Below are 18,444 nucleotides of genomic sequence, written 5' to 3' on the forward strand. Positions count from 1 at the left end.
ATGAACTTTCTGGTCACCGGCGCCGCAGGTTTTATTGGTTTTCATGTCAGCCAGCGTCTGCTGGCCGCCGGTCACCAGGTTGTCGGTATCGACAACCTGAATGATTATTACGACGTAAATCTCAAGCATGCCCGTCTCAATTTAATTAAGGCCGATCCTGGTTTTACTTTTATTGAGATGGACCTGGCGGACCGTGACGCAATGGCGTCACTGTTCGATCAGCAAAAATTCCAGCGCGTTATCCATCTTGGTGCTCAGGCTGGTGTCCGGTATTCCATTGAAAATCCTCATGCCTACGCAGACTCCAATCTGACGGGTCACCTCAATATCCTTGAAGGTTGCCGTCATCATAAAATTGAACATCTGCTCTACGCCTCATCCAGTTCAGTCTATGGTCTGAATCGCAAGATGCCGTTCTCAACCGAAGATAGCGTTGATCATCCGGTTTCTTTATATGCAGCGACCAAAAAAGCCAACGAGTTAATGTCACACACTTACTCGCATCTCTATCAGCTGCCGACCACTGGATTGCGCTTCTTTACGGTCTATGGCCCGTGGGGCCGCCCGGATATGGCGTTATTCAAATTCACCCGTGCAATGATTGCCGGTGAAGCGATTGACGTTTATAACCAGGGCCAGATGAAACGCGACTTTACCTATATTGACGATATTGCTGAAGCCATTGTTCGCCTGCAGGATGTTATTCCACAACAGGACGACAACTGGACGGTTGAAACCGGATCGCCGGCAACCAGTTCAGCGCCTTATCGTGTTTATAATATTGGAAACAGTCAGCCTGTCACGTTGATGAACTATATCGAAGCGATTGAAAAAGCCCTGGGCATTACTGCGAAGAAAAATCTGATGCCAATGCAGCCTGGAGATGTACTGGAAACCAGTGCGGATACCGAAGCCTTGTTTAAGGCAATTGGATTCAAACCGCAGACCGGGGTCGAAGAGGGCGTTAAAAACTTTGTGGACTGGTACCGCGACTTTTACCGCGTCTGAGTATCTGATTAAAAGAAAAAAGGAAGCTCCGGCTTCCTTTTTTATTGCGCATCAGGCTGCCAGGAAGGCAGTCACACTGCGGTTTTTACAGTAAAAAATCGTCCAGCTTTTTACCCTGTTCTTCCAGCGCTTTTTTAATCACGGCCGGTGTGCGGCCCTGACCGGTCCAGGTTCTGGACTCGCCTTTTTCATCGGTGTAACCATATTTAGCCGGACGTACTGAGCGTTTACCTTTTGCCGCAGTCCGTGTGTCGGTCAGCGTGTTAATCAGTTCATTCGGGTCAATACCATCAGCCAGTAGCATTTCACGATACTGATTAAGTTTACGCGTGCGTTCTTCATTTTCTGCCTGAAAATGAGACTCTTCTTCACGGCGCTCTTTTACTACTACGTCCAGCTTTTCCAGCATCTCTTCCAGTATTTCAACGGAATACTCTCTGGCCTGGGCGCGCAGCGTACGGATATTATTAAGAACTTTTAGTGCTTCGCTCATTGTCCTGGTCTCTGAATAAGGGAAAAGTTGTGTTGCCCGCTAATAGTAGTGGCGACATAAAATAACTGCAATCATAAAAATATGTATATCACTAATTACCCAGGTGACTAAAAATAATTTTCACCAGAAAATTGCACAGTTGTGCAGAATAAAAATATTTTCCTTTAGTCCGATATCAAATAAATTTAATGTATTCAGGTCAGCAACAAAAATGTCATTGATTTTGTTGCGGGTAAAATAAGCAAAACTTATCCCGTTCGGCACTGCACATAACAGGCGCTGGAAACGGCATGCAGAGGAATAAACGGCCAGCCGTTACACTTTATTCACTCATCAACCGCAACGTATTGCCGCCGCTTTGTGGTAATATGCGCGCCATTCCATTCAGTCCTGATGAAGATACGCGCCGATGGCTCAACTCTATTTCTATTACTCTGCCATGAATGCAGGGAAATCAACCGCACTGCTACAATCCTCATATAACTATCATGAGCGCGGCATGCGTTCACTGGTTTACACCGCTGAAATCGATAATCGCTTTGGTGCCGGGCAGGTGAGTTCCCGTATCGGACTATCGTCACCGGCCTTGCTATACAACGCAGAGACATCACTCTACAGCGACATCGCTGCTGAACATGCCGTTCAGCCTGTCCATTGCGTGCTGGTTGATGAGAGTCAGTTCCTGACCCGTGAGCAGGTTAAAGCGCTGTCAGATGTCGTAGACGACCTTGATATTCCGGTGCTCTGTTATGGTCTGCGAACGGATTTTCGCGGTGAACTGTTTGTTGGCAGTCAGTATCTGCTGGCGTGGGCAGATAAGCTGGTTGAACTCAAAACTATTTGTCACTGTGGGCGCAAGGCCAGTATGGTTCTGCGACTGGATAGCGAGGGCAAACCTTTCAGTGAGGGTGAGCAGGTGGTGATTGGCGGTAACGAACGTTATATCTCAGTCTGCCGTAAGCATTATAAACAGGCGATAGAGCAGGGATCGTTGCAGGCGATCCATGGCGCTCAGACTCCGCTGAATTAACCCTATTGTTCAGGTAATAAAAAACCCGCCGAAGCGGGTTTTTTTATCAGACAGTCAGAACGGCACTATCAGACTTTTTTGGCTTTCTTCTCAAGCTTAATACCTTTTACCGGCTGCTCGGCAATGGCTTCGGCTACGCTTGAGAACGGTTCGACAAATTCACGACCGTAGTAGGTATCAAGCATAATCTGTTTCAGTTCAGCAATCAGCGGATAACGTGGGTTAGCGCCGGTACACTGGTCATCAAACGCATCATCGGCCAGTTTATCGACTTTCGCCAGGAAGTCCGCTTCCTGCACACCCGCCTCACGGATAGAGGTTGGAATACCAAGTTCAGTTTTAATCTCATCCAGCCAGGCGAGCAGCTTCTCAATTTTCTGCGCGGTGCGGTCGCCTGGTGCGCTCAGACCCAGATGGTCAGCAATCTCGGCGTAGCGACGGCGCGCCTGAGGGCGATCGTACTGGCTGAAAGCGGTCTGTTTAGTCGGGTTGTCATTCGCGTTGTAGCGAATAACGTTAGAGATTAACAGGGCGTTGGCCAGGCCGTGTGGGATATGGAACTCTGAACCCAGTTTATGCGCCATTGAGTGACAAACCCCGAGGAAGGCGTTGGCAAACGCAATACCGGCGATAGTGGCGGCATTGTGTACGCGCTCACGCGCCACCGGATTTTTGGCGCCTTCGGCATAGCTGGCTGGCAGATTCTCTTTCAGCAGTTTCAGTGCCTGCAGTGCCTGTCCGTCAGAGTATTCATTCGCCAGCACTGAAACATAAGCTTCCAGCGCGTGGGTCACGGCATCCAGACCGCCGAAGGCGCAGAGTGAACGCGGCATATCCATCACCAGATTGGCATCGACAATCGCCATATCAGGCGTCAGTGCGTAGTCAGCGAGCGGATATTTCTGACCCGTCGCATCATCGGTCACTACAGCAAACGGCGTGACTTCAGAACCGGTACCGGACGTAGTGGTGATGGCAATCATGCGCGCTTTGACACCCATTTTCGGGAACTTGTAGATACGTTTACGGATATCCATGAAACGTAACGCCAGCTCCTCGAAGTGAGTTTCCGGATGTTCGTACATCACCCACATGATTTTCGCGGCGTCCATCGGTGAGCCACCGCCCAGCGCGATGATGACATCCGGTTTGAAGCTGTTCATCTGCTCAGCACCTTTACGCACGATGCTCAGCGTCGGGTCAGCTTCAACTTCGAAGAACACTTCCGTTTCAATGCCGTGTGATTTCAGCACGCGGGTCACCTGGTCGGCATAGCCGTTATTGAACAGGAAGCGGTCAGTGACGATAAAGGCACGTTTCGCGCCATCCGTTGCCACTTCTTCCAGCGCAATTGGCAGTGAACCCCGACGGAAGTAGATGGATTTAGGAAGTTTATGCCACAACATATTCTCAGCTCGCTTGGCGACAGTTTTGGTATTGATCAGATGTTTTGGACCGACGTTCTCTGAAATAGAGTTTCCGCCCCACGAACCACAACCCAGCGTCAGAGACGGCGCCAGTTTAAAGTTGTAGAGGTCGCCGATACCACCCTGCGAGGCGGGGGTGTTGATCAGAATACGCGCGGTTTTCATTTTGTCGCCGAAGTAGTGAACGCGTTCGGTCTGATTGTCCTGATCGGTATAGAGACAGGAGGTGTGGCCGATACCGCCCATGGCGACCAGTTTTTCTGCTTTCGCGACCGCATCCTGGAAATCTTTCGCCCGATACATCGCAAGGGTTGGTGAGAGTTTTTCATGGGCGAACGGCTCAGACTCATCCACCAGCTTCACTTCGCCAATCAGAATCTTAGTGCTCGGTGGCACGCTGATACCGGCCATCTCCGCAATTTTGAACGCTGGCTGGCCTACGATAGCCGCATTCAGGCCGCCGTTTTTCAGAATAATATTCTGCACCGCACTCAGTTCGGCACCCTGCAGCATATAACCGCCGTGGCTGGCGAAACGTTCACGCACCGCGTCATAGACTGAATCGACCACAATCACCGATTGTTCAGAGGCGCAGATAACCCCGTTATCAAAGGTTTTCGACATCAGAATCGACGCAACCGCACGTTTCAGATCGGCGGTTTCATCAATCACGACTGGCGTATTACCCGCACCGACACCAATCGCAGGTTTACCGGAGCTGTAAGCCGCTTTCACCATGCCCGGACCGCCAGTGGCGAGAATCAGGTTGATGTCAGGGTGGTGCATCAGTTGATTTGACAGCTCAACGGAAGGTGCGTCGATCCAGCCGATAATATCTTTTGGCGCACCGGCAGCCACCGCCGCCTGCAGCACGATATCTGCAGCTCTGTTGGTCGCATCTTTGGCGCGTGGGTGAGGAGAGAAGATGATGCCGTTACGGGTTTTAAGGCTGATTAATGCTTTGAAGATGGCGGTTGAAGTGGGGTTGGTCGTCGGGACGATACCGCAAATCAGGCCAATAGGTTCGGCGATGGTAATGGTGCCGAAAGTATCATCCGTGGCTAACACACCACAGGTTTTTTCATCTTTATAAGCGTTGTAGATATATTCTGAAGCAAAATGGTTTTTGATCACTTTGTCTTCGACGATGCCCATACCTGATTCGGCAACGGCCATCTTGGCAAGCGGGATTCGGGCGTCTGCGGCGGCGAGGGCGGCGGCACGGAAGATGGCGTCGACCTGTTGTTGAGAAAAGTTGGCATATTCACGCTGGGCTTTTTTTACACGTTCAACCAGTGCATTAAGTTCGGCGACATTGGTTACGGCCATGGTGTTCTCCTGAAGGAAGTTAAACTTTTTTAGTAAACAATCCTGCGCCCTGAGTATAGTCACGTTGCCATAAGGCGTTGGACTGGGTCAGAACGCCCGGATTTTCAACTGTTTACTGAACTAGTCTTCTGTTGCAGTCAGTGAGATTTTCTTCGCTGCCGCTAATACTTCCGTTGCGAAAAGATTACCTGGTTTGGGGTAGGGCAATTTTGATGCAGATCAATTTAACCGCAAGCTGACACCTTTCAGCTCCCCTTTACGCCCTTTGTTTATCAAATTGGTTACCTCTTCACGTCATCTGCCTGGTAGCGGCTAAATCCAGTCACTTTTTAATCTCTGGGGTAAAGCGCTGGATGCTCCGTCATTCAACAGTATAAATAGCTGAGTCAGCATCTGGCGTCCGTGCCTGTTTTCACATACATTAGGCGCGTTTTCCCCCCCTGTGGTACGGAGTAAAGTCGTGAACCCTGCGCTGTTAGATTTATCAGGCTATATAAAATTTTTTGTCGGGCTCTTTGCGCTGGTCAATCCGGTGGGAATTATTCCGGTCTTCATCAGCATGACCCGTTATCAGGGGGTGGCTGAGCGTAACAAAACCAACCTCACTGCCAATCTGGCGGTTGCTATTATTCTCTGGACGTCACTGTTCCTTGGTGATGCGATTCTGCATGTGTTTGGCATCTCGATTGACTCCTTCCGCATCGCGGGTGGGATCCTGGTCGTCACCATTGCGATGTCGATGATCAGCGGTAAGCTGGGCGAAGATAAGCAAAATAAGCAGGAGAAGTCAGAAACGGCGATTCGTGAAAGTGTGGGGGTTGTACCGCTGGCGTTGCCTCTGATGGCGGGGCCGGGTGCTATCAGCTCGACCATTGTCTGGAGCACCCGCTACCACAGCTGGATAAATCTGCTGGGGTTCACTCTGGCGATTGCCATTTTTGCATTCTGCTGCTGGTTACTCTTCCGGGCCGCGCCGTTAATGGTGCGTATTCTTGGCCAGACCGGTATCAACGTCATTACGCGTATTATGGGTCTGTTACTGATGGCACTGGGCATCGAATTTGTTGTCACCGGCATGAAGTCCATTTTTCCCGGCTTACTCAATTAAACGCCTACTTATTTCAGAGAGTGAAGTGAAATAATGATCCGTAATGGTGCAGAAGGGGCATTTTATGCACCATTACGACGCAATTATTCGTTGTGCTTAACAGAATCAGGCAATTATAAATTTCATTACTGCGCGCTGGCTCACAGACTTTTTTCTGCGAAATAATGTCACTATTTTCACACGATATTCTGCTCTCTATTTTCGTGTAAGCCTCACAAACTGCCAGAATAATCACGCTATCTTAAATTTCATCACGCTGAAGCCAGATTCCCCAATATAAGTGCCAAAAAAGAGGCTGTTTGTCGCTGCTTTCCGCTCCTGAGAGGGGTTTCCAGCTAAATAGTCTATTTTTCATATCGATATGATATTTTCAGGACGAAAATTAACACTTCCGCTGCCTGACTTCTCATGATAAAAGAGAATTAGTTAACATTTTAGCTATTTTGCTTTGGCGCGCCTTCGCGGCTTCTGATAATTTTTGGCCCAACGTAAAATTTTTTCTCCGAAAGCCCAAAGTGAGAACGCTTTTTGCTTAAGCCTGTCGGGATACTTAATTTAAGGTTGGCGTTTCGCATGATTGGGATGAAGAATTTGCAGCAGCAGCGGTCAACACTCGCAGTCGTTTTGTTAATGGCTTTTTCGCCGGCCTATGCCGCCACGGTGCCGCCGGGTACAACACTGGCCGCGCAGCAACAGATTGTGATCAATAACGGCAGTGAAGTCTCCTCGCTGGATCCGCATAAAACCGAAGGCGTGCCGGAATCCAATATTATTCACAACCTGCTGGACGGCCTGGTCAATACCGATAACAGCGGGCAGGTCGTTCCTGGCGTCGCTAAAAGCTGGGAAAACCCGCAACCCACCCTCTGGATTTTTAATCTGCGGGAGGATGCGAAGTGGAGCAACGGTGAGCCGGTTACCGCCACTGATTTCGTCTACAGCTGGCGCCGTCTGGTGGACCCGACAACCGCGTCGCCTTACTCCAGCTATCTTCAGGCAGCCCATTTTGCCAATATCGATGCCATCCTTGCCGGCAAAGCGTCACCCGATCAGCTGGGCGTGAAGGCGCTGGATGCCCATCGGCTGCAAATTACCCTGAGTGAGCCGGTGCCTTACCTGGTGGCGATGTTAGCGCATACGGCGATGAAGCCGGTTTATGCGCCAGCCATTAAGCAGTGGGGCGAAGCCTGGACCCGCCCGGGTCACTACATCGGCAACGGCGCCTACACGCTGAGCGACTGGGTAGTGAATGAAAAAATTGTCGTGAAGCGCAATCCTCGCTACTGGGATAATGCGCACACCGTGATTGAACAGGGGACATTCCTGCCGATCGCCTCTGAAAACAGCGATATTAATCGCTACCGCAGCGGCGGCACGGATATTACCAACAGTGCGGTGCCACCAGAGATGTTTGGCAAGCTGCGCAAAGAGCTGGGCGATGAAGTGAAGGTCAGCCCGCTGCTCTGCACCTTCTACTACGAGATTAATAACAAAAAGCCGCCGTTTACCGATGCGCGGGTGCGTGCCGCACTGAAGATGACCCTTGATCGCGAGGTGATTGCCAATAAGATCATGGCCCAGGGGCAGATTCCGGCTTACAGCCTGACGCCGCCTTTTACCGCCGGTATCAAACTCACGCCACCCGCCTGGTTCACCTGGACGCAGGCGCAGCGTAATGAAGCCGCGAAGAAGCTGCTGGCAGAGGCCGGCTTTGATGCTGCCCATCCGCTGACCTTTACGCTGCTCTACAACACTTCCGATCAGAACAAACGGCAGGCGATTGCGGCCGCGTCGATGTGGCAGAAAAACCTGGGTGCTAAGGTGACGCTGCAGAATCAGGAGTGGAAAACCATGCTGGAGACCCGTCATCAGGCGCAGTATGACGTGGTGCGCGCCACCTGGTGTGCCGACTACAACGAACCCTCAACCTTCCTGAACATGCTGATCAGCAACGCCTCGATCAACACCGCGTTTTACAGCAGCGCGACCTTTGATCGTCTGATGGCGGAGACGCTGACGGCGGGCAGCGAGGCGCAGCGCGCCAGCCTGTATCAGCAGGCTGAAACACAACTCGACAAAGACTCACCAATTGTGCCAGTTTACTACCGCGTAAGTGTGCGCCTGGTGAAGCCCTGGGTTGGCGGCTTCACGGGCAAAGACCCGCAGGACATGACAGACCTGAAGTACTATTTCATCAAAAAACACTGATCTGATCGCCCGTTCGGCGAGACAGTCGGAAAGCGCATCAGCAAACAGACCTTTTTTTGGGGTCAATCTCCCTGGTAACAGGCCAGGGAGCCCGCAGACGGGGGACGCCGGGGCAGAGCATCGCCACGGTGACGATAATAAAACTGGAGTGTAATAATGAACAACATCACGAAAAAAAGCCTGATTGCAGCGGGCGTTTTCGCCGCAGTGAGTGCGCTGGCAGGGAATGCGGCTTTCGCAGCAACGGTGCCTGCGGGCGTTGAGCTGGCCGCAAAACAGGAGCTGGTTCGCGGCAATGGCGATGAAGTGCAGTCGCTCGATCCGCACAAAATTGAAGGTGTGCCGGAAGATAACGTGGCGCGTGATCTTTACGAAGGTCTGCTGGTCAATGACAGCAACGGTAAACCGATCCCGGCCGTAGCGGAAAGTTATGAAAATAAAGATTTCAAAGTGTGGACTTTCCACCTGCGCAAAAATGCCAAATGGTCCAATGGCGAGCCGGTCACCGCGCAGGACTTCGTCTACAGCTGGGAGCGTCTGGTTGATCCTAAAACCGCGTCACCTTACGCCAGCTATCCGCAATATGGTCATATCCTGAACGTCGATGACATCATCGCCGGTAAAAAGCCCATTACCGATCTGGGCGTCAAAGCCATTGATGATCACACGCTGGAAGTCACCCTGAGTGAGCCGGTTCCCTATTTTGATAAGCTGCTGATTAACTCCGTCATGTCACCGGTTTACAAACCGGCGATTGAGAAATTTGGCGATCAGTGGACGCAGCCGCAGAACTGGGTCGGCAACGGTGCCTTTAAGCTTGAAGCGCACGTGATTAACGAACGTATCACCCTGGTGCGTAACCCGAACTACTGGGACAATGAGCATACGGTGCTGAACAAAGTCACCTTCCTGCCGATCAGTTCAGAAGTCAGTGACGTTAACCGCTACTTCTCCGAGAACGGCAGCGACATGACCTATAACAACCTGCCGATTGAGCTGTTTAAAAAGCTGCAGCGTGACAACGGTAAAGAGCTGCACGTCGATCCATATCTCTGCACCTATTATTACGAAATCAACAACCAGAAAGCGCCATTCACCGATCCGCGCGTGCGCGCTGCCCTGAAGCTGGGTCTGGATCGTGACATCATGGTGAATAAAGTGCTGGCGCAGGGCCAGAAACCTGCCTATAGCTACACGCCACCAGCGACCGACGGCATGGACATTCTGCCGCCAGACTGGTTCAAATGGTCACAGGACAAGCGTAATGCCGAGGCGAAAAAGCTGCTGGCCGAAGCGGGCTACACCGCCGACAAACCGCTGACCTTTAACCTGCTCTATAACACCTCCGATCTGCACAAGAAGCTGGCAATTGCCGCCTCGTCGATCTGGAAGAAAAATATCGGCGTGAACATCAAGCTGGAAAACCAGGAGTGGAAAACCTTCCTGGATACCCGTCATCAGGGTAACTACGATGTTTCCCGTGCGGCATGGTGTGCGGACTACAATGAACCGACTTCCTTCCTGAACACCATGCTGTCCAACAGCAGCAGTAACACCTCGCACTATAAGAGCGATGCGTTTGACAAAGTGATTCGCGACGCGATTAAGGCCCCGGATGCTAAAGCCCGTGCAGCTGACTATCAGCAGGCCGAGCAGATCATGGATAAAGACAGCACCATCGTCCCGGTTTACTACTACGTGAACACCCGTCTGGTGAAACCTTATGTCGGCGGTTATACCGGTAAAGATCCACTGGATAAAACCCTGGATAAAAACTTCTACATCATCAAACACTAATAGCATTCAGGCTATCAGCAGTGGCGGCGCGTCTGGCGCCGCCTTTTAATTTTTTTTATATGTTGTGAAGCAACAGCCTGGTAGGTACGGCAATGTTAAAATTCATCCTGCGTCGCTTGCTTGAAGCGCTCCCGACGCTGTTCGTCCTGATTACCATCTCCTTCTTTATGATGCGCCTGGCGCCCGGCAGCCCGTTTACCGGCGAGCGCACCCTGGCACCGGAAGTGATGGCCAACATTGAGGCGAAATATCACCTCAACGATCCTATCGGTAAGCAGTATGTCGATTACCTGGTGCAGCTGGCGCACGGCGACTTCGGCCCATCCTTTAAATACAAAGATTATTCGGTCAACTACCTGGTCGCGCATGCGTTCCCGGTCTCGGCCAAACTTGGCCTGGCCGCGTTTCTGCTGGCGGTGGTACTTGGCGTCACGGCCGGAGTTATCGCTGCGCTCAAACAGAACAGCTTGTGGGATTTTGCGGTGATGGGGGTGGCAATGACCGGCGTGGTGATACCCAGTTTCGTGGTCGCGCCGTTGCTGGTTCTGCTGTTCGCCATCACCCTGAAGTGGCTGCCGGGCGGCGGCTGGAATGGTGGGCAGTGGAACTACATGCTGCTGCCGATGGTGGCGCTGTCGCTGGCTTACATCGCCAGTATCGCGCGTATCACCCGTGGATCGATGATTGAAGTGATGCACTCCAACTTTATCCGCACCGCGCGCGCCAAAGGCTTACCGCTGCGCCGCATTGTAATGCGTCATGCACTGAAACCGGCGTTGCTGCCGGTGATCTCCTACATGGGACCGGCATTTGTCGGCATCATCACCGGGTCGATGGTGATTGAGTCGATCTACGGTCTGCCGGGCATCGGTCAGCTGTTTGTGAACGGCGCGCTGAACCGTGACTACTCACTGGTGATGAGCCTGACCATTCTGGTGGGTTTGCTGACCATCGTATTCAACGCGATTGTTGACGTGCTCTATGCCGTTATCGATCCCAAAATTCGTTACTGATTGCGGAGTTCGCCATGATGTTAAGTAAGAAAAACAGCGAAGCTCTTGATGCGTTCAGTGAGAAACTGGAAGTAGAAGGGCGTAGTCTCTGGCAGGACGCGCGTCGTCGTTTTATTCATAACCGCGCTGCCTCCATCAGCCTGCTGGTGCTGTTCCTGATCACCCTGTTCGTGATCTTTGCGCCGATGCTGGCGCAGTTCACCTACGACGATACTGACTGGGCCATGATGTCCTCGCCGCCCGATACCACCTCTGGTCACTGGTTCGGCACTGATTCTTCGGGTCGTGACCTGCTGGTGCGTGTGGCTATCGGTGGCCGGATCTCGCTGATGGTGGGCGTGGCTTCTGCGCTGATCGCGGTGATTGTCGGGACGCTCTATGGCTCGATTGCTGGCTATCTCGGCGGTAAAACAGACTCGGTGATGATGCGTATTCTGGAAATCCTTAACTCCTTCCCGTTTATGTTCTTCGTGATCCTGCTGGTGACCTTCTTTGGTCGCAATATCCTGCTGATTTTTGCCGCCATCGGTATGGTTTCGTGGCTCGATATGGCGCGTATTGTGCGCGGCCAGACGCTGAGCCTGAAGCGCAAAGAGTTTATCGAAGCGGCCCATGTGGGTGGGGTATCGACCTGGAAAATCGTGGTGCGCCACATCGTGCCGAACGTGCTGGGCGTGGTGGTGGTTTACGCCTCGCTGCTGGTGCCGAGCATGATCCTGTTTGAATCCTTCCTGAGCTTCCTGGGCCTGGGGACGCAGGAGCCGCTGAGCAGCTGGGGCGCACTCCTCAGCGACGGGGCAAACTCGATGGAAGTGTCGCCGTGGCTGCTGCTCTATCCGGCAGGTTTCCTGGTCGTCACGCTGTTCTGTTTCAACTTTATCGGCGATGGCCTGCGTGATGCCCTCGACCCGAAAGATCGTTAAGGAGTTTCCCGATGACTATTCATGAATTCCAGCCAGCAATGGCGGCCCGCGCGGGAAGCGAACAGCTACTTACGGTCAAAGATTTACGCGTTACCTTTGGCACGCACGATGGTGATGTTACCGCCGTTAACGACCTGAACTTCTCGCTGCGCGCCGGTGAGACGCTGGGCATTGTCGGTGAGTCCGGTTCCGGCAAATCACAAACCGCCTTTGCCCTGATGGGGCTGCTGGCGAAAAATGGCCGCATTGGCGGTTCGGCGATGTTCAATGGCAAAGAGATCCTGAATCTGCCCGAGAACAAGCTCAATAAACTGCGCGCCGAACAAATTGCGATGATTTTCCAGGACCCGATGACCTCGCTGAACCCCTATATGCGGGTGGGCGAGCAGCTGATGGAAGTGCTTAAGCTGCATAAAGGGATGAACAACGCGCAGGCGTTTGAAGAGTCGGTGAGAATGCTGGATGCGGTGAAAATGCCGGAAGCGCGCAAGCGGATGAAGATGTATCCGCATGAGTTCTCCGGCGGCATGCGTCAGCGCGTCATGATCGCCATGGCGCTGCTGTGCCGTCCCAAACTGCTGATTGCCGACGAGCCGACCACCGCGCTGGATGTTACCGTCCAGGCGCAGATTATGACGCTGCTCAACGACCTCAAGCGCGAGTTCAACACCGCCATTATCATGATCACCCACGATCTGGGTGTGGTGGCGGGGATCTGCGACAAAGTGCTGGTGATGTATGCCGGACGCACCATGGAGTATGGCCGTGCCCGCGATGTCTTTTATCAGCCGTCACATCCATACTCGATTGGCCTGCTTAATGCGGTGCCGCGTCTGGATGCGGAAGGGGAAAGTCTGACGACGATTCCGGGTAATCCACCCAACCTGCTGCGTCTGCCGCAGGGCTGCCCGTTCCAGCCGCGTTGTCCGCACGCTATGGATATCTGCACCCAGGCACCACCGCTGGAACCCTTTGGCGAAGGCCGTCTGCGCGCCTGCTTTAAGCCGGTGGAGGAGTTAGTATGAGCACCGTAGCTGAAAAAAGAGTGTTGCTGGAAATCGCCGACCTCAAGGTGCATTTCGACATCAAAGATGGCAGGCAGTGGTTCTGGCAGCCATCAAAAACCCTGAAAGCAGTCGATGGCGTCAGCCTGCGTCTGTATGAGGGGGAAACCCTGGGCGTGGTAGGCGAGTCTGGCTGTGGTAAATCGACCCTGGCGCGCGCCATTATCGGGCTGGTGAAGGCGACCGAAGGTCGGGTCGCCTGGTTAGGCCGTGATCTGCTGGGGCAAAGTGAAGAGGAGTGGCGCAAGGCGCGAAGCGATATCCAGATGATATTCCAGGATCCGCTGGCGTCGCTGAATCCGCGTATGACCATCGGCGATATCATCGCAGAGCCACTGCGTACCTATCATCCAAAAATGGCGCGTCAGGAAGTGAAAGACCGCGTCAAAAATATGATGATGAAAGTGGGGCTGCTGCCTAACCTGATTAACCGCTATCCGCACGAGTTCTCGGGCGGTCAGTGTCAGCGTATCGGTATCGCCCGCGCGCTGATTCTGGAGCCAAAGCTGATTATCTGTGATGAGCCGGTCTCCGCACTGGACGTCTCGATTCAGGCCCAGGTGGTTAACCTGTTGCAGCAGCTGCAGCGCGAAATGGGCTTATCACTGATCTTCATTGCGCACGATCTGGCGGTGGTGAAACATATCTCTGACCGGGTGCTGGTAATGTATCTGGGGCATGCGGTGGAGCTGGGCACCTACAAAGAGGTCTACAGCAATCCTCAGCATCCTTATACCCGTGCGCTGATGTCCGCGGTGCCGATCCCCGATCCGGACAAGGAGAAGAACAAGCAGATTCAGCTGCTGGAAGGGGAGCTGCCGTCGCCGATCAATCCGCCATCAGGCTGCGTGTTCCGCACCCGTTGTCCGATTGCCGGTCCGGAGTGTGCGAAAACCCGGCCGCTGCTGGAAGGCAGCTTCAATCACGCGGTCTCCTGTCTGAAAGTCGACCCGCTATAATGCAAAACGCCGGGCAATCGCCCGGCGTTTTCTTATCAAATCTGACGCTTACTCACGCCACAGGATATGACAGAGTTTGTGGTCTTTCTCGCGGCACAGCAGCACGCGAGCAAAGACGTCGGTGATCGGTTCACCGTCCGCTTCACCCAGCCCAATCACCACCTCGGCGAAGAAGTCCGGGTTCAGATCGAAATCGACATGATCTTTCCAGTCTTCAGAGGGATCGAACAGCTCTGCGCCACCGCGCTCTTCGAACTGCAGATTGAAGAGAATGACGTCTGCCGGATCAAGATTGTCGACTGCCAGTTCGAGAAAAATATCGTAGGCTTGTTCCAGCGTTTCATCTTCGGTAAGGCGATTATTTAAATCCATAGTCTGTCCTGTCGGCCTGCGGCCATTTACACAATCTGGCTCGTTTTACAGTAAAGGACTGAAGAAGTAAAACAGTCGTTCGACGATGCGTTGCCACCAGGCACGTTTTGCCCAGCGCTTGCCATCCAGCAGGCGGGAACGGGCGATATAGTCATCCTGCACACAGGCGAGATCGCTGCCAAAACCCGCATCATCAACCACCAGCGTCACTTCAAAATTCAGCCATAAACTGCGCATATCGAGATTCACGGTTCCCACCAGGCTCAGTTGTCCGTCGACCAGCACGCTTTTGGTGTGCAGCAGGCCATCTTCAAACTGATAAATTTTCACGCCCGCTTCCAGCAACTCACTGAAGAAGGAGCGGCTGGCCCAGCCAACCAGCAGCGAGTCATTGTGACGAGGCACAATCACGCTGACATTGACGCCACGCTGCGCCGCCGTACAGATAGCATGCAGCAGATCGTCGCTCGGCACTAAGTAGGGCGTGGTCATGATCAACTGTTCACGCGCCGAATAGACCGCAGTCAGCAGCGCCTGATGGATCATATCTTCCGGGAAGCCGGGGCCGGAGGCGATCACCTGCACGGTGTGGCCGCTCTCCTGTTCAAACGGCATAATGTTGCGATCGGGCGGCGGCGGTAAAATGCGTTTGCCGGTCTCTATCTCCCAGTCGCAGCTGAAAACAATCCCCATCGCCGTCGCCACCGGGCCTTCCATTCGCGCCATCAGGTCAATCCACTGACCAACACCCGCGCTCTGTTTAAAGAAGCGCGGATCGACCAGGTTCATGCTGCCGGTATAAGCGATGTAGTTATCAATGAGTACGATTTTGCGGTGCTGACGCAGATCCATCCGTCGCAGGAAGACGCGCAGCAGGCTGACCTGCAACGCTTCCACCACATCGATTCCGGCATTGCGCATCATGCCGACCCAGGGACTGCGGAAAAAGGTAACACTGCCCGCAGAGTCGAGCAGCAGACGGCAATGAACGCCACGGCGTGATGCCGCCATCAGCGATTCCGCCACTTCATCCGCCAGACCGCCGGGATGCCATATATAGAACACCATCTCAATGTTGTGGCGGGCCAGCTGGATATCACGAATCAACGCCTGCATCACGTCGTCGGCGCTGGTGAGCAGCTGCAGCTGGTTGCCCTTGACCCCGGCGATGCCCTGACGATGGTAACAAAGCTCAAACAGCGAACGCGCAACGTCACTGTGTTCGGTGGCAAAAATTTCACGGCACTGCTTAAGGTCAGTAAGCCAGCGGGCAGTGGATGGCCACATGGTGCGGGCGCGCTCTGCACGACGTTTACCCAGATGGAGTTCGCCAAAAGAGAGATAAGCGATAATCCCGACCAGCGGCAGAATATAGATAACCAGTAGCCAGGCCATCGCGGATGTCACTGCCCGTCGCTTCATCAATACGCGCAGCGTAACCCCGGCGATCAGCAGCCAGTAACCAAACACCAGCAACCAGCTGATCAGGGTATAAAAAGTGGTCATAAAGTGGACATCCCGTTCGCGCTTTCGTCCGGCAAGTTTACGTGCAGATGACGGCTAACGGAACCCTTTATCCCGGACATCCTCGATGAAGGATCCGATTTGGCATTACTGCAGAGATCTCTATAATGCCCTCGCGTATATCTCGTGTGTATGACGTCAGAGAGGAAGTGATGAAACGAAGCAGAAATGAAGTGGCGCGCTGGAGAATGTTACGGCAGGTGCATCGCCGCCGCTCCCGCTGGCTGGAAGGGCAGTCGCGGCGGTATAAGCGTATCCACTGCATTCGCCATCAGCTTGCACAACAGCAGCGTCGTTCGATTCTGTTTATTACGCAGATAATATAGCGAAAGCCCGGTGAATTCAGCCTGTCGGACAAAGCAGGCTATTCAGACTTCAAATCAGGCTTCAAAAAAAACCGATTCTGCCATCGCCCGTCGCGCTATCAGGTGCTCCTGATGCGACGCGCCACGATCGCTGACTTCGCGCATCAGACATTCCATTGAGCTGCCCAGCTCACTCGGCCTGTGGTAACCCACACGATCGTACCATTCGTAAGACCACTGACGCGATTTACGCTGATAATAGACAGTGAGCCACACTGAGCAATTAGCAGGGTAACCACTCATTACTTCTATTTTGGGGTCAACAATAGAAAGGAGCCGGGATAACAGCGGGTCGAGCAATGTAAGGGACTGGCCAGAATAAGTTTTATGCATAATGTGCCCGCGACTGTGCTGTGCATCCATTCAGAGGTTCAACTCACAAGGGGTAAATGTAGACAGCTCTGCGAGATAATTCCTCTTTAATACTAAAAAAAGGGCGGAAAAATCATTTTTTAATAGTAAAACAGGTCATGCAGGCGCGGACTAAAGAGGGAATATTAACAGGATAAAACCAGCAGGATAAAAAGTTGTACAACTTTACAGTGTTGTAATGTGCTGTTATTTATGAGTTTGTTGTCTTTAAAACAAAACGATCTGATTTTTTAAGCTAAATATCTGTACAGATAGCTCGTTGTTGTATAACTTTATCGCATCGGTTATTAATCTTAAATGAATCCTATGAGGGTCAACCATGCAGACTAACGTTCGTATTCCCGCTTCAGTCTCTGACATCTCCGCGTATTTACACAGCGCCGCGCAGCCCTCACAACAGGCCATTCTTGGCTCCGTCGTGACGGAAATTATCAGTTCGGGTCGTAGTCTGAATCGTAAAGCGATCTGCTCAAAACTGATTGGCCGTTTACAGCATGTCACCAGTCCGGAAGAAGAACAGCACTATCATGCGCTGATTGGCCTGATTCTGGATCGCGGTTAACTCATCGCTGAAAATAGCCAGTGGCGGGATAATAAAGAGAGCGTGTATTATTGAATGACCAGGCCGGTGTACTGCCGGTTTATTATCAATGTCGTTCAGAACAACGCTTTAATTTATTAAGATCAATTGGTCGCTGCGTTTATTCGCGAGGCAGAATATTCAGACCGGCCGGTTGCTGCGACAGAGAGTGATGTGCTGCTCTGTCGCAATGAAACCTCAGGTCTGATTAACCAGCGAGACGTTGTGTCGTCATCATCAGCGTTACGTTCACCAGCTGCAGTGCCGCCGCCAGCACGATCAGCATGACAATCCACTGCTTTTTATTACGCCAGCCCTGAGTTCGCCAGAGATAAACCGCGCTTCCGATCAGTAAAGCGATAATGGCCAGTAGCCCCAGAATGATTATCTGCATCTTTCCTCTCTTGAACGATCAAAATAAAAATGGCTTCTGTGCCAGGCACAGAAGCCATTTTCAATGCTGAGTCACGATCAGAAGACGCGTTTAAACGGCTTAACCGAAACCTGCTTATAGACGCCCGCGGCGAAGTAGGGATCATCCTGTGCCCAGGATTGTGCTTCTTCTAATGACGGGAATTCAGCAATCACGGTTGAGCCGGTAAAGCCCGCTACACCAGGATCGTTGCTGTCGACAGCAGGCATCGGGCCTGCAATGATCAGGCGTCCCTCTTCCTGCAGCAGTTTGAGCCGTGCCAGATGGGCAGGGCGCACGGCGTTACGTTTTTCCAGTGAATCTGCAGTATCTTCTGCATAAATGACGTAAAGCACTAAGGAACTCCCATTAACCAGAATTTCGCAACACGTTAAGGGATTGCCCCTCAGAGTGCAAACGAAACCTCAGAGTGGTGAATGGCTCAGCATAAAGGGCTAAA

General features: G+C 52.6%; 18 protein-coding genes. 11 read left to right on the forward strand and 7 right to left on the reverse strand.

The annotated features are described in order from the left end of the window. Window positions 1–1,008: an NAD-dependent epimerase gene (locus tag ACXKZD_RS08685; RefSeq protein ID WP_010244357.1), complete on the forward strand. Its 1,008-nt coding sequence runs from the start codon at window positions 1–3 to the stop codon at window positions 1,006–1,008. An 85-nt stretch (window positions 1,009–1,093) separates the two neighbouring features. On the opposite strand, the gene hns is transcribed toward ACXKZD_RS08685, so the two are convergent. After that, window positions 1,094–1,501: a histone-like nucleoid-structuring protein H-NS gene (gene hns, locus ACXKZD_RS08690; protein WP_010244359.1), complete on the reverse strand. Its 408-nt coding sequence runs from the start codon at window positions 1,499–1,501 to the stop codon at window positions 1,094–1,096. 409 nt (window positions 1,502–1,910) lie between these two features. On the opposite strand from hns, the gene tdk reads away from it, so the two are divergent. Beyond that, window positions 1,911–2,531, forward strand: a complete 621-nt coding sequence (gene tdk / locus ACXKZD_RS08695; RefSeq protein WP_010244362.1) for a thymidine kinase — start codon at window positions 1,911–1,913, stop codon at window positions 2,529–2,531. Window positions 2,532–2,599: 68 nt separating this feature from the next. Here the strand turns inward: tdk and adhE are convergent, their stop codons facing one another. Next, on the reverse strand, window positions 2,600–5,287 hold the full coding sequence (gene adhE / locus ACXKZD_RS08700; RefSeq protein ID WP_010670264.1) for a bifunctional acetaldehyde-CoA/alcohol dehydrogenase: 2,688 nt from the start codon (window positions 5,285–5,287) through the stop codon (window positions 2,600–2,602). 460 nt (window positions 5,288–5,747) lie between these two features. On the opposite strand from adhE, the gene ACXKZD_RS08705 reads away from it, so the two are divergent. From ACXKZD_RS08705 to oppF, 7 genes are all read left to right on the forward strand, one after another. Continuing rightward, on the forward strand, window positions 5,748–6,395 hold the full coding sequence (locus ACXKZD_RS08705) for a YchE family NAAT transporter (protein ID WP_010244367.1): 648 nt from the start codon (window positions 5,748–5,750) through the stop codon (window positions 6,393–6,395). A gap of 582 nt (window positions 6,396–6,977) precedes the next feature. Further along, window positions 6,978–8,603, forward strand: a complete 1,626-nt coding sequence (locus tag ACXKZD_RS08710) for an ABC transporter substrate-binding protein (protein WP_223563848.1) — start codon at window positions 6,978–6,980, stop codon at window positions 8,601–8,603. A gap of 156 nt (window positions 8,604–8,759) precedes the next feature. Then, window positions 8,760–10,400, forward strand: a complete 1,641-nt coding sequence (gene oppA, locus ACXKZD_RS08715) for an oligopeptide ABC transporter substrate-binding protein OppA (protein WP_033757856.1) — start codon at window positions 8,760–8,762, stop codon at window positions 10,398–10,400. Between the two features lie 92 nt (window positions 10,401–10,492). Then, on the forward strand, window positions 10,493–11,413 hold the full coding sequence (gene oppB, locus ACXKZD_RS08720) for an oligopeptide ABC transporter permease OppB (RefSeq protein WP_010244379.1): 921 nt from the start codon (window positions 10,493–10,495) through the stop codon (window positions 11,411–11,413). Window positions 11,414–11,427: 14 nt separating this feature from the next. Next, on the forward strand, window positions 11,428–12,336 hold the full coding sequence (gene oppC, locus ACXKZD_RS08725; RefSeq protein WP_010244382.1) for an oligopeptide ABC transporter permease OppC: 909 nt from the start codon (window positions 11,428–11,430) through the stop codon (window positions 12,334–12,336). A gap of 11 nt (window positions 12,337–12,347) precedes the next feature. Next, on the forward strand, window positions 12,348–13,361 hold the full coding sequence (locus tag ACXKZD_RS08730; protein ID WP_010244386.1) for an ABC transporter ATP-binding protein: 1,014 nt from the start codon (window positions 12,348–12,350) through the stop codon (window positions 13,359–13,361). Further along, the gene (oppF, locus tag ACXKZD_RS08735) at window positions 13,358–14,359 is read left to right on the forward strand and encodes a murein tripeptide/oligopeptide ABC transporter ATP binding protein OppF (RefSeq protein ID WP_010244389.1); all 1,002 of its coding nucleotides are present in this window, start codon (window positions 13,358–13,360) and stop codon (window positions 14,357–14,359) included. Before ACXKZD_RS08730 ends, oppF begins: the two co-directional genes overlap by 4 nt. A gap of 48 nt (window positions 14,360–14,407) precedes the next feature. Here oppF and ACXKZD_RS08740 read toward each other — a convergent pair whose 3' ends face one another. Together ACXKZD_RS08740 and cls are read right to left on the reverse strand one after the other, a co-directional pair. Next, complete coding sequence (locus tag ACXKZD_RS08740) at window positions 14,408–14,731, reverse strand: HI1450 family dsDNA-mimic protein (RefSeq protein ID WP_003853921.1); 324 nt, start codon at window positions 14,729–14,731, stop codon at window positions 14,408–14,410. A 45-nt stretch (window positions 14,732–14,776) separates the two neighbouring features. Then, entirely contained in the window at window positions 14,777–16,237 is a 1,461-nt protein-coding gene (gene cls, locus ACXKZD_RS08745; protein WP_010244396.1) for a cardiolipin synthase, read from the reverse strand. Between the two features lie 170 nt (window positions 16,238–16,407). Here cls and ACXKZD_RS08750 point away from each other — a divergent pair, with 170 nt between their 5' ends. Continuing rightward, window positions 16,408–16,581 carry a YciY family protein gene (locus ACXKZD_RS08750; protein WP_003853917.1) on the forward strand — a complete coding sequence of 58 codons (174 nt, stop codon included), beginning with the start codon at window positions 16,408–16,410 and terminating at the stop codon, window positions 16,579–16,581. Between the two features lie 54 nt (window positions 16,582–16,635). Here the strand turns inward: ACXKZD_RS08750 and ACXKZD_RS08755 are convergent, their stop codons facing one another. Further along, entirely contained in the window at window positions 16,636–16,863 is a 228-nt protein-coding gene (locus tag ACXKZD_RS08755; RefSeq protein WP_231631310.1) for a hypothetical protein, read from the reverse strand. 448 nt (window positions 16,864–17,311) lie between these two features. On the opposite strand from ACXKZD_RS08755, the gene ycgZ reads away from it, so the two are divergent. Continuing rightward, the gene (gene ycgZ / locus ACXKZD_RS08760; RefSeq protein ID WP_010244401.1) at window positions 17,312–17,554 is read left to right on the forward strand and encodes a regulatory protein YcgZ; all 243 of its coding nucleotides are present in this window, start codon (window positions 17,312–17,314) and stop codon (window positions 17,552–17,554) included. Window positions 17,555–17,780: 226 nt separating this feature from the next. On the opposite strand, the gene ACXKZD_RS08765 is transcribed toward ycgZ, so the two are convergent. Together ACXKZD_RS08765 and ACXKZD_RS08770 are read right to left on the reverse strand one after the other, a co-directional pair. After that, on the reverse strand, window positions 17,781–17,966 hold the full coding sequence (locus ACXKZD_RS08765; protein WP_010670260.1) for a hypothetical protein: 186 nt from the start codon (window positions 17,964–17,966) through the stop codon (window positions 17,781–17,783). A 77-nt stretch (window positions 17,967–18,043) separates the two neighbouring features. Continuing rightward, window positions 18,044–18,340 (reverse strand): YciI family protein, encoded by a 297-nt coding sequence (locus tag ACXKZD_RS08770; RefSeq protein ID WP_010244407.1) that lies wholly within the window; start codon window positions 18,338–18,340, stop codon window positions 18,044–18,046. Between the last annotated feature and the right edge of the window lie 104 nt (window positions 18,341–18,444).

The sequence above is a fragment of the Pantoea sp. ABR1s genome (assembly GCF_057812235.1).

Excerpts from the sequence above, each read along its gene's own strand:
- ACXKZD_RS08740 (WP_003853921.1), bottom strand. The coding sequence starts at position 14,731 with ATGGATTTAAATAATCGCCTTACCGAAGATGAAACGCTGGAACAAGCC.
- ACXKZD_RS08750 (WP_003853917.1), top strand. The coding sequence starts at position 16,408 with ATGAAACGAAGCAGAAATGAAGTGGCGCGCTGGAGAATGTTACGGCAG.
- ACXKZD_RS08755 (WP_231631310.1), bottom strand. The coding sequence starts at position 16,863 with ATGAGTGGTTACCCTGCTAATTGCTCAGTGTGGCTCACTGTCTATTAT.
- oppA (WP_033757856.1), top strand. The coding sequence starts at position 8,760 with ATGAACAACATCACGAAAAAAAGCCTGATTGCAGCGGGCGTTTTCGCC.
- tdk (WP_010244362.1), top strand. The coding sequence starts at position 1,911 with ATGGCTCAACTCTATTTCTATTACTCTGCCATGAATGCAGGGAAATCA.
- ACXKZD_RS08710 (WP_223563848.1), top strand. The coding sequence starts at position 6,978 with ATGAAGAATTTGCAGCAGCAGCGGTCAACACTCGCAGTCGTTTTGTTA.
- ACXKZD_RS08765 (WP_010670260.1), bottom strand. The coding sequence starts at position 17,966 with ATGCAGATAATCATTCTGGGGCTACTGGCCATTATCGCTTTACTGATC.
- ycgZ (WP_010244401.1), top strand. The coding sequence starts at position 17,312 with ATGCAGACTAACGTTCGTATTCCCGCTTCAGTCTCTGACATCTCCGCG.
- oppB (WP_010244379.1), top strand. The coding sequence starts at position 10,493 with ATGTTAAAATTCATCCTGCGTCGCTTGCTTGAAGCGCTCCCGACGCTG.
- ACXKZD_RS08685 (WP_010244357.1), top strand. The coding sequence starts at position 1 with ATGAACTTTCTGGTCACCGGCGCCGCAGGTTTTATTGGTTTTCATGTC.
- adhE (WP_010670264.1), bottom strand. The coding sequence starts at position 5,287 with ATGGCCGTAACCAATGTCGCCGAACTTAATGCACTGGTTGAACGTGTA.
- oppC (WP_010244382.1), top strand. The coding sequence starts at position 11,428 with ATGATGTTAAGTAAGAAAAACAGCGAAGCTCTTGATGCGTTCAGTGAG.
- oppF (WP_010244389.1), top strand. The coding sequence starts at position 13,358 with ATGAGCACCGTAGCTGAAAAAAGAGTGTTGCTGGAAATCGCCGACCTC.
- ACXKZD_RS08730 (WP_010244386.1), top strand. The coding sequence starts at position 12,348 with ATGACTATTCATGAATTCCAGCCAGCAATGGCGGCCCGCGCGGGAAGC.
- cls (WP_010244396.1), bottom strand. The coding sequence starts at position 16,237 with ATGACCACTTTTTATACCCTGATCAGCTGGTTGCTGGTGTTTGGTTAC.
- hns (WP_010244359.1), bottom strand. The coding sequence starts at position 1,501 with ATGAGCGAAGCACTAAAAGTTCTTAATAATATCCGTACGCTGCGCGCC.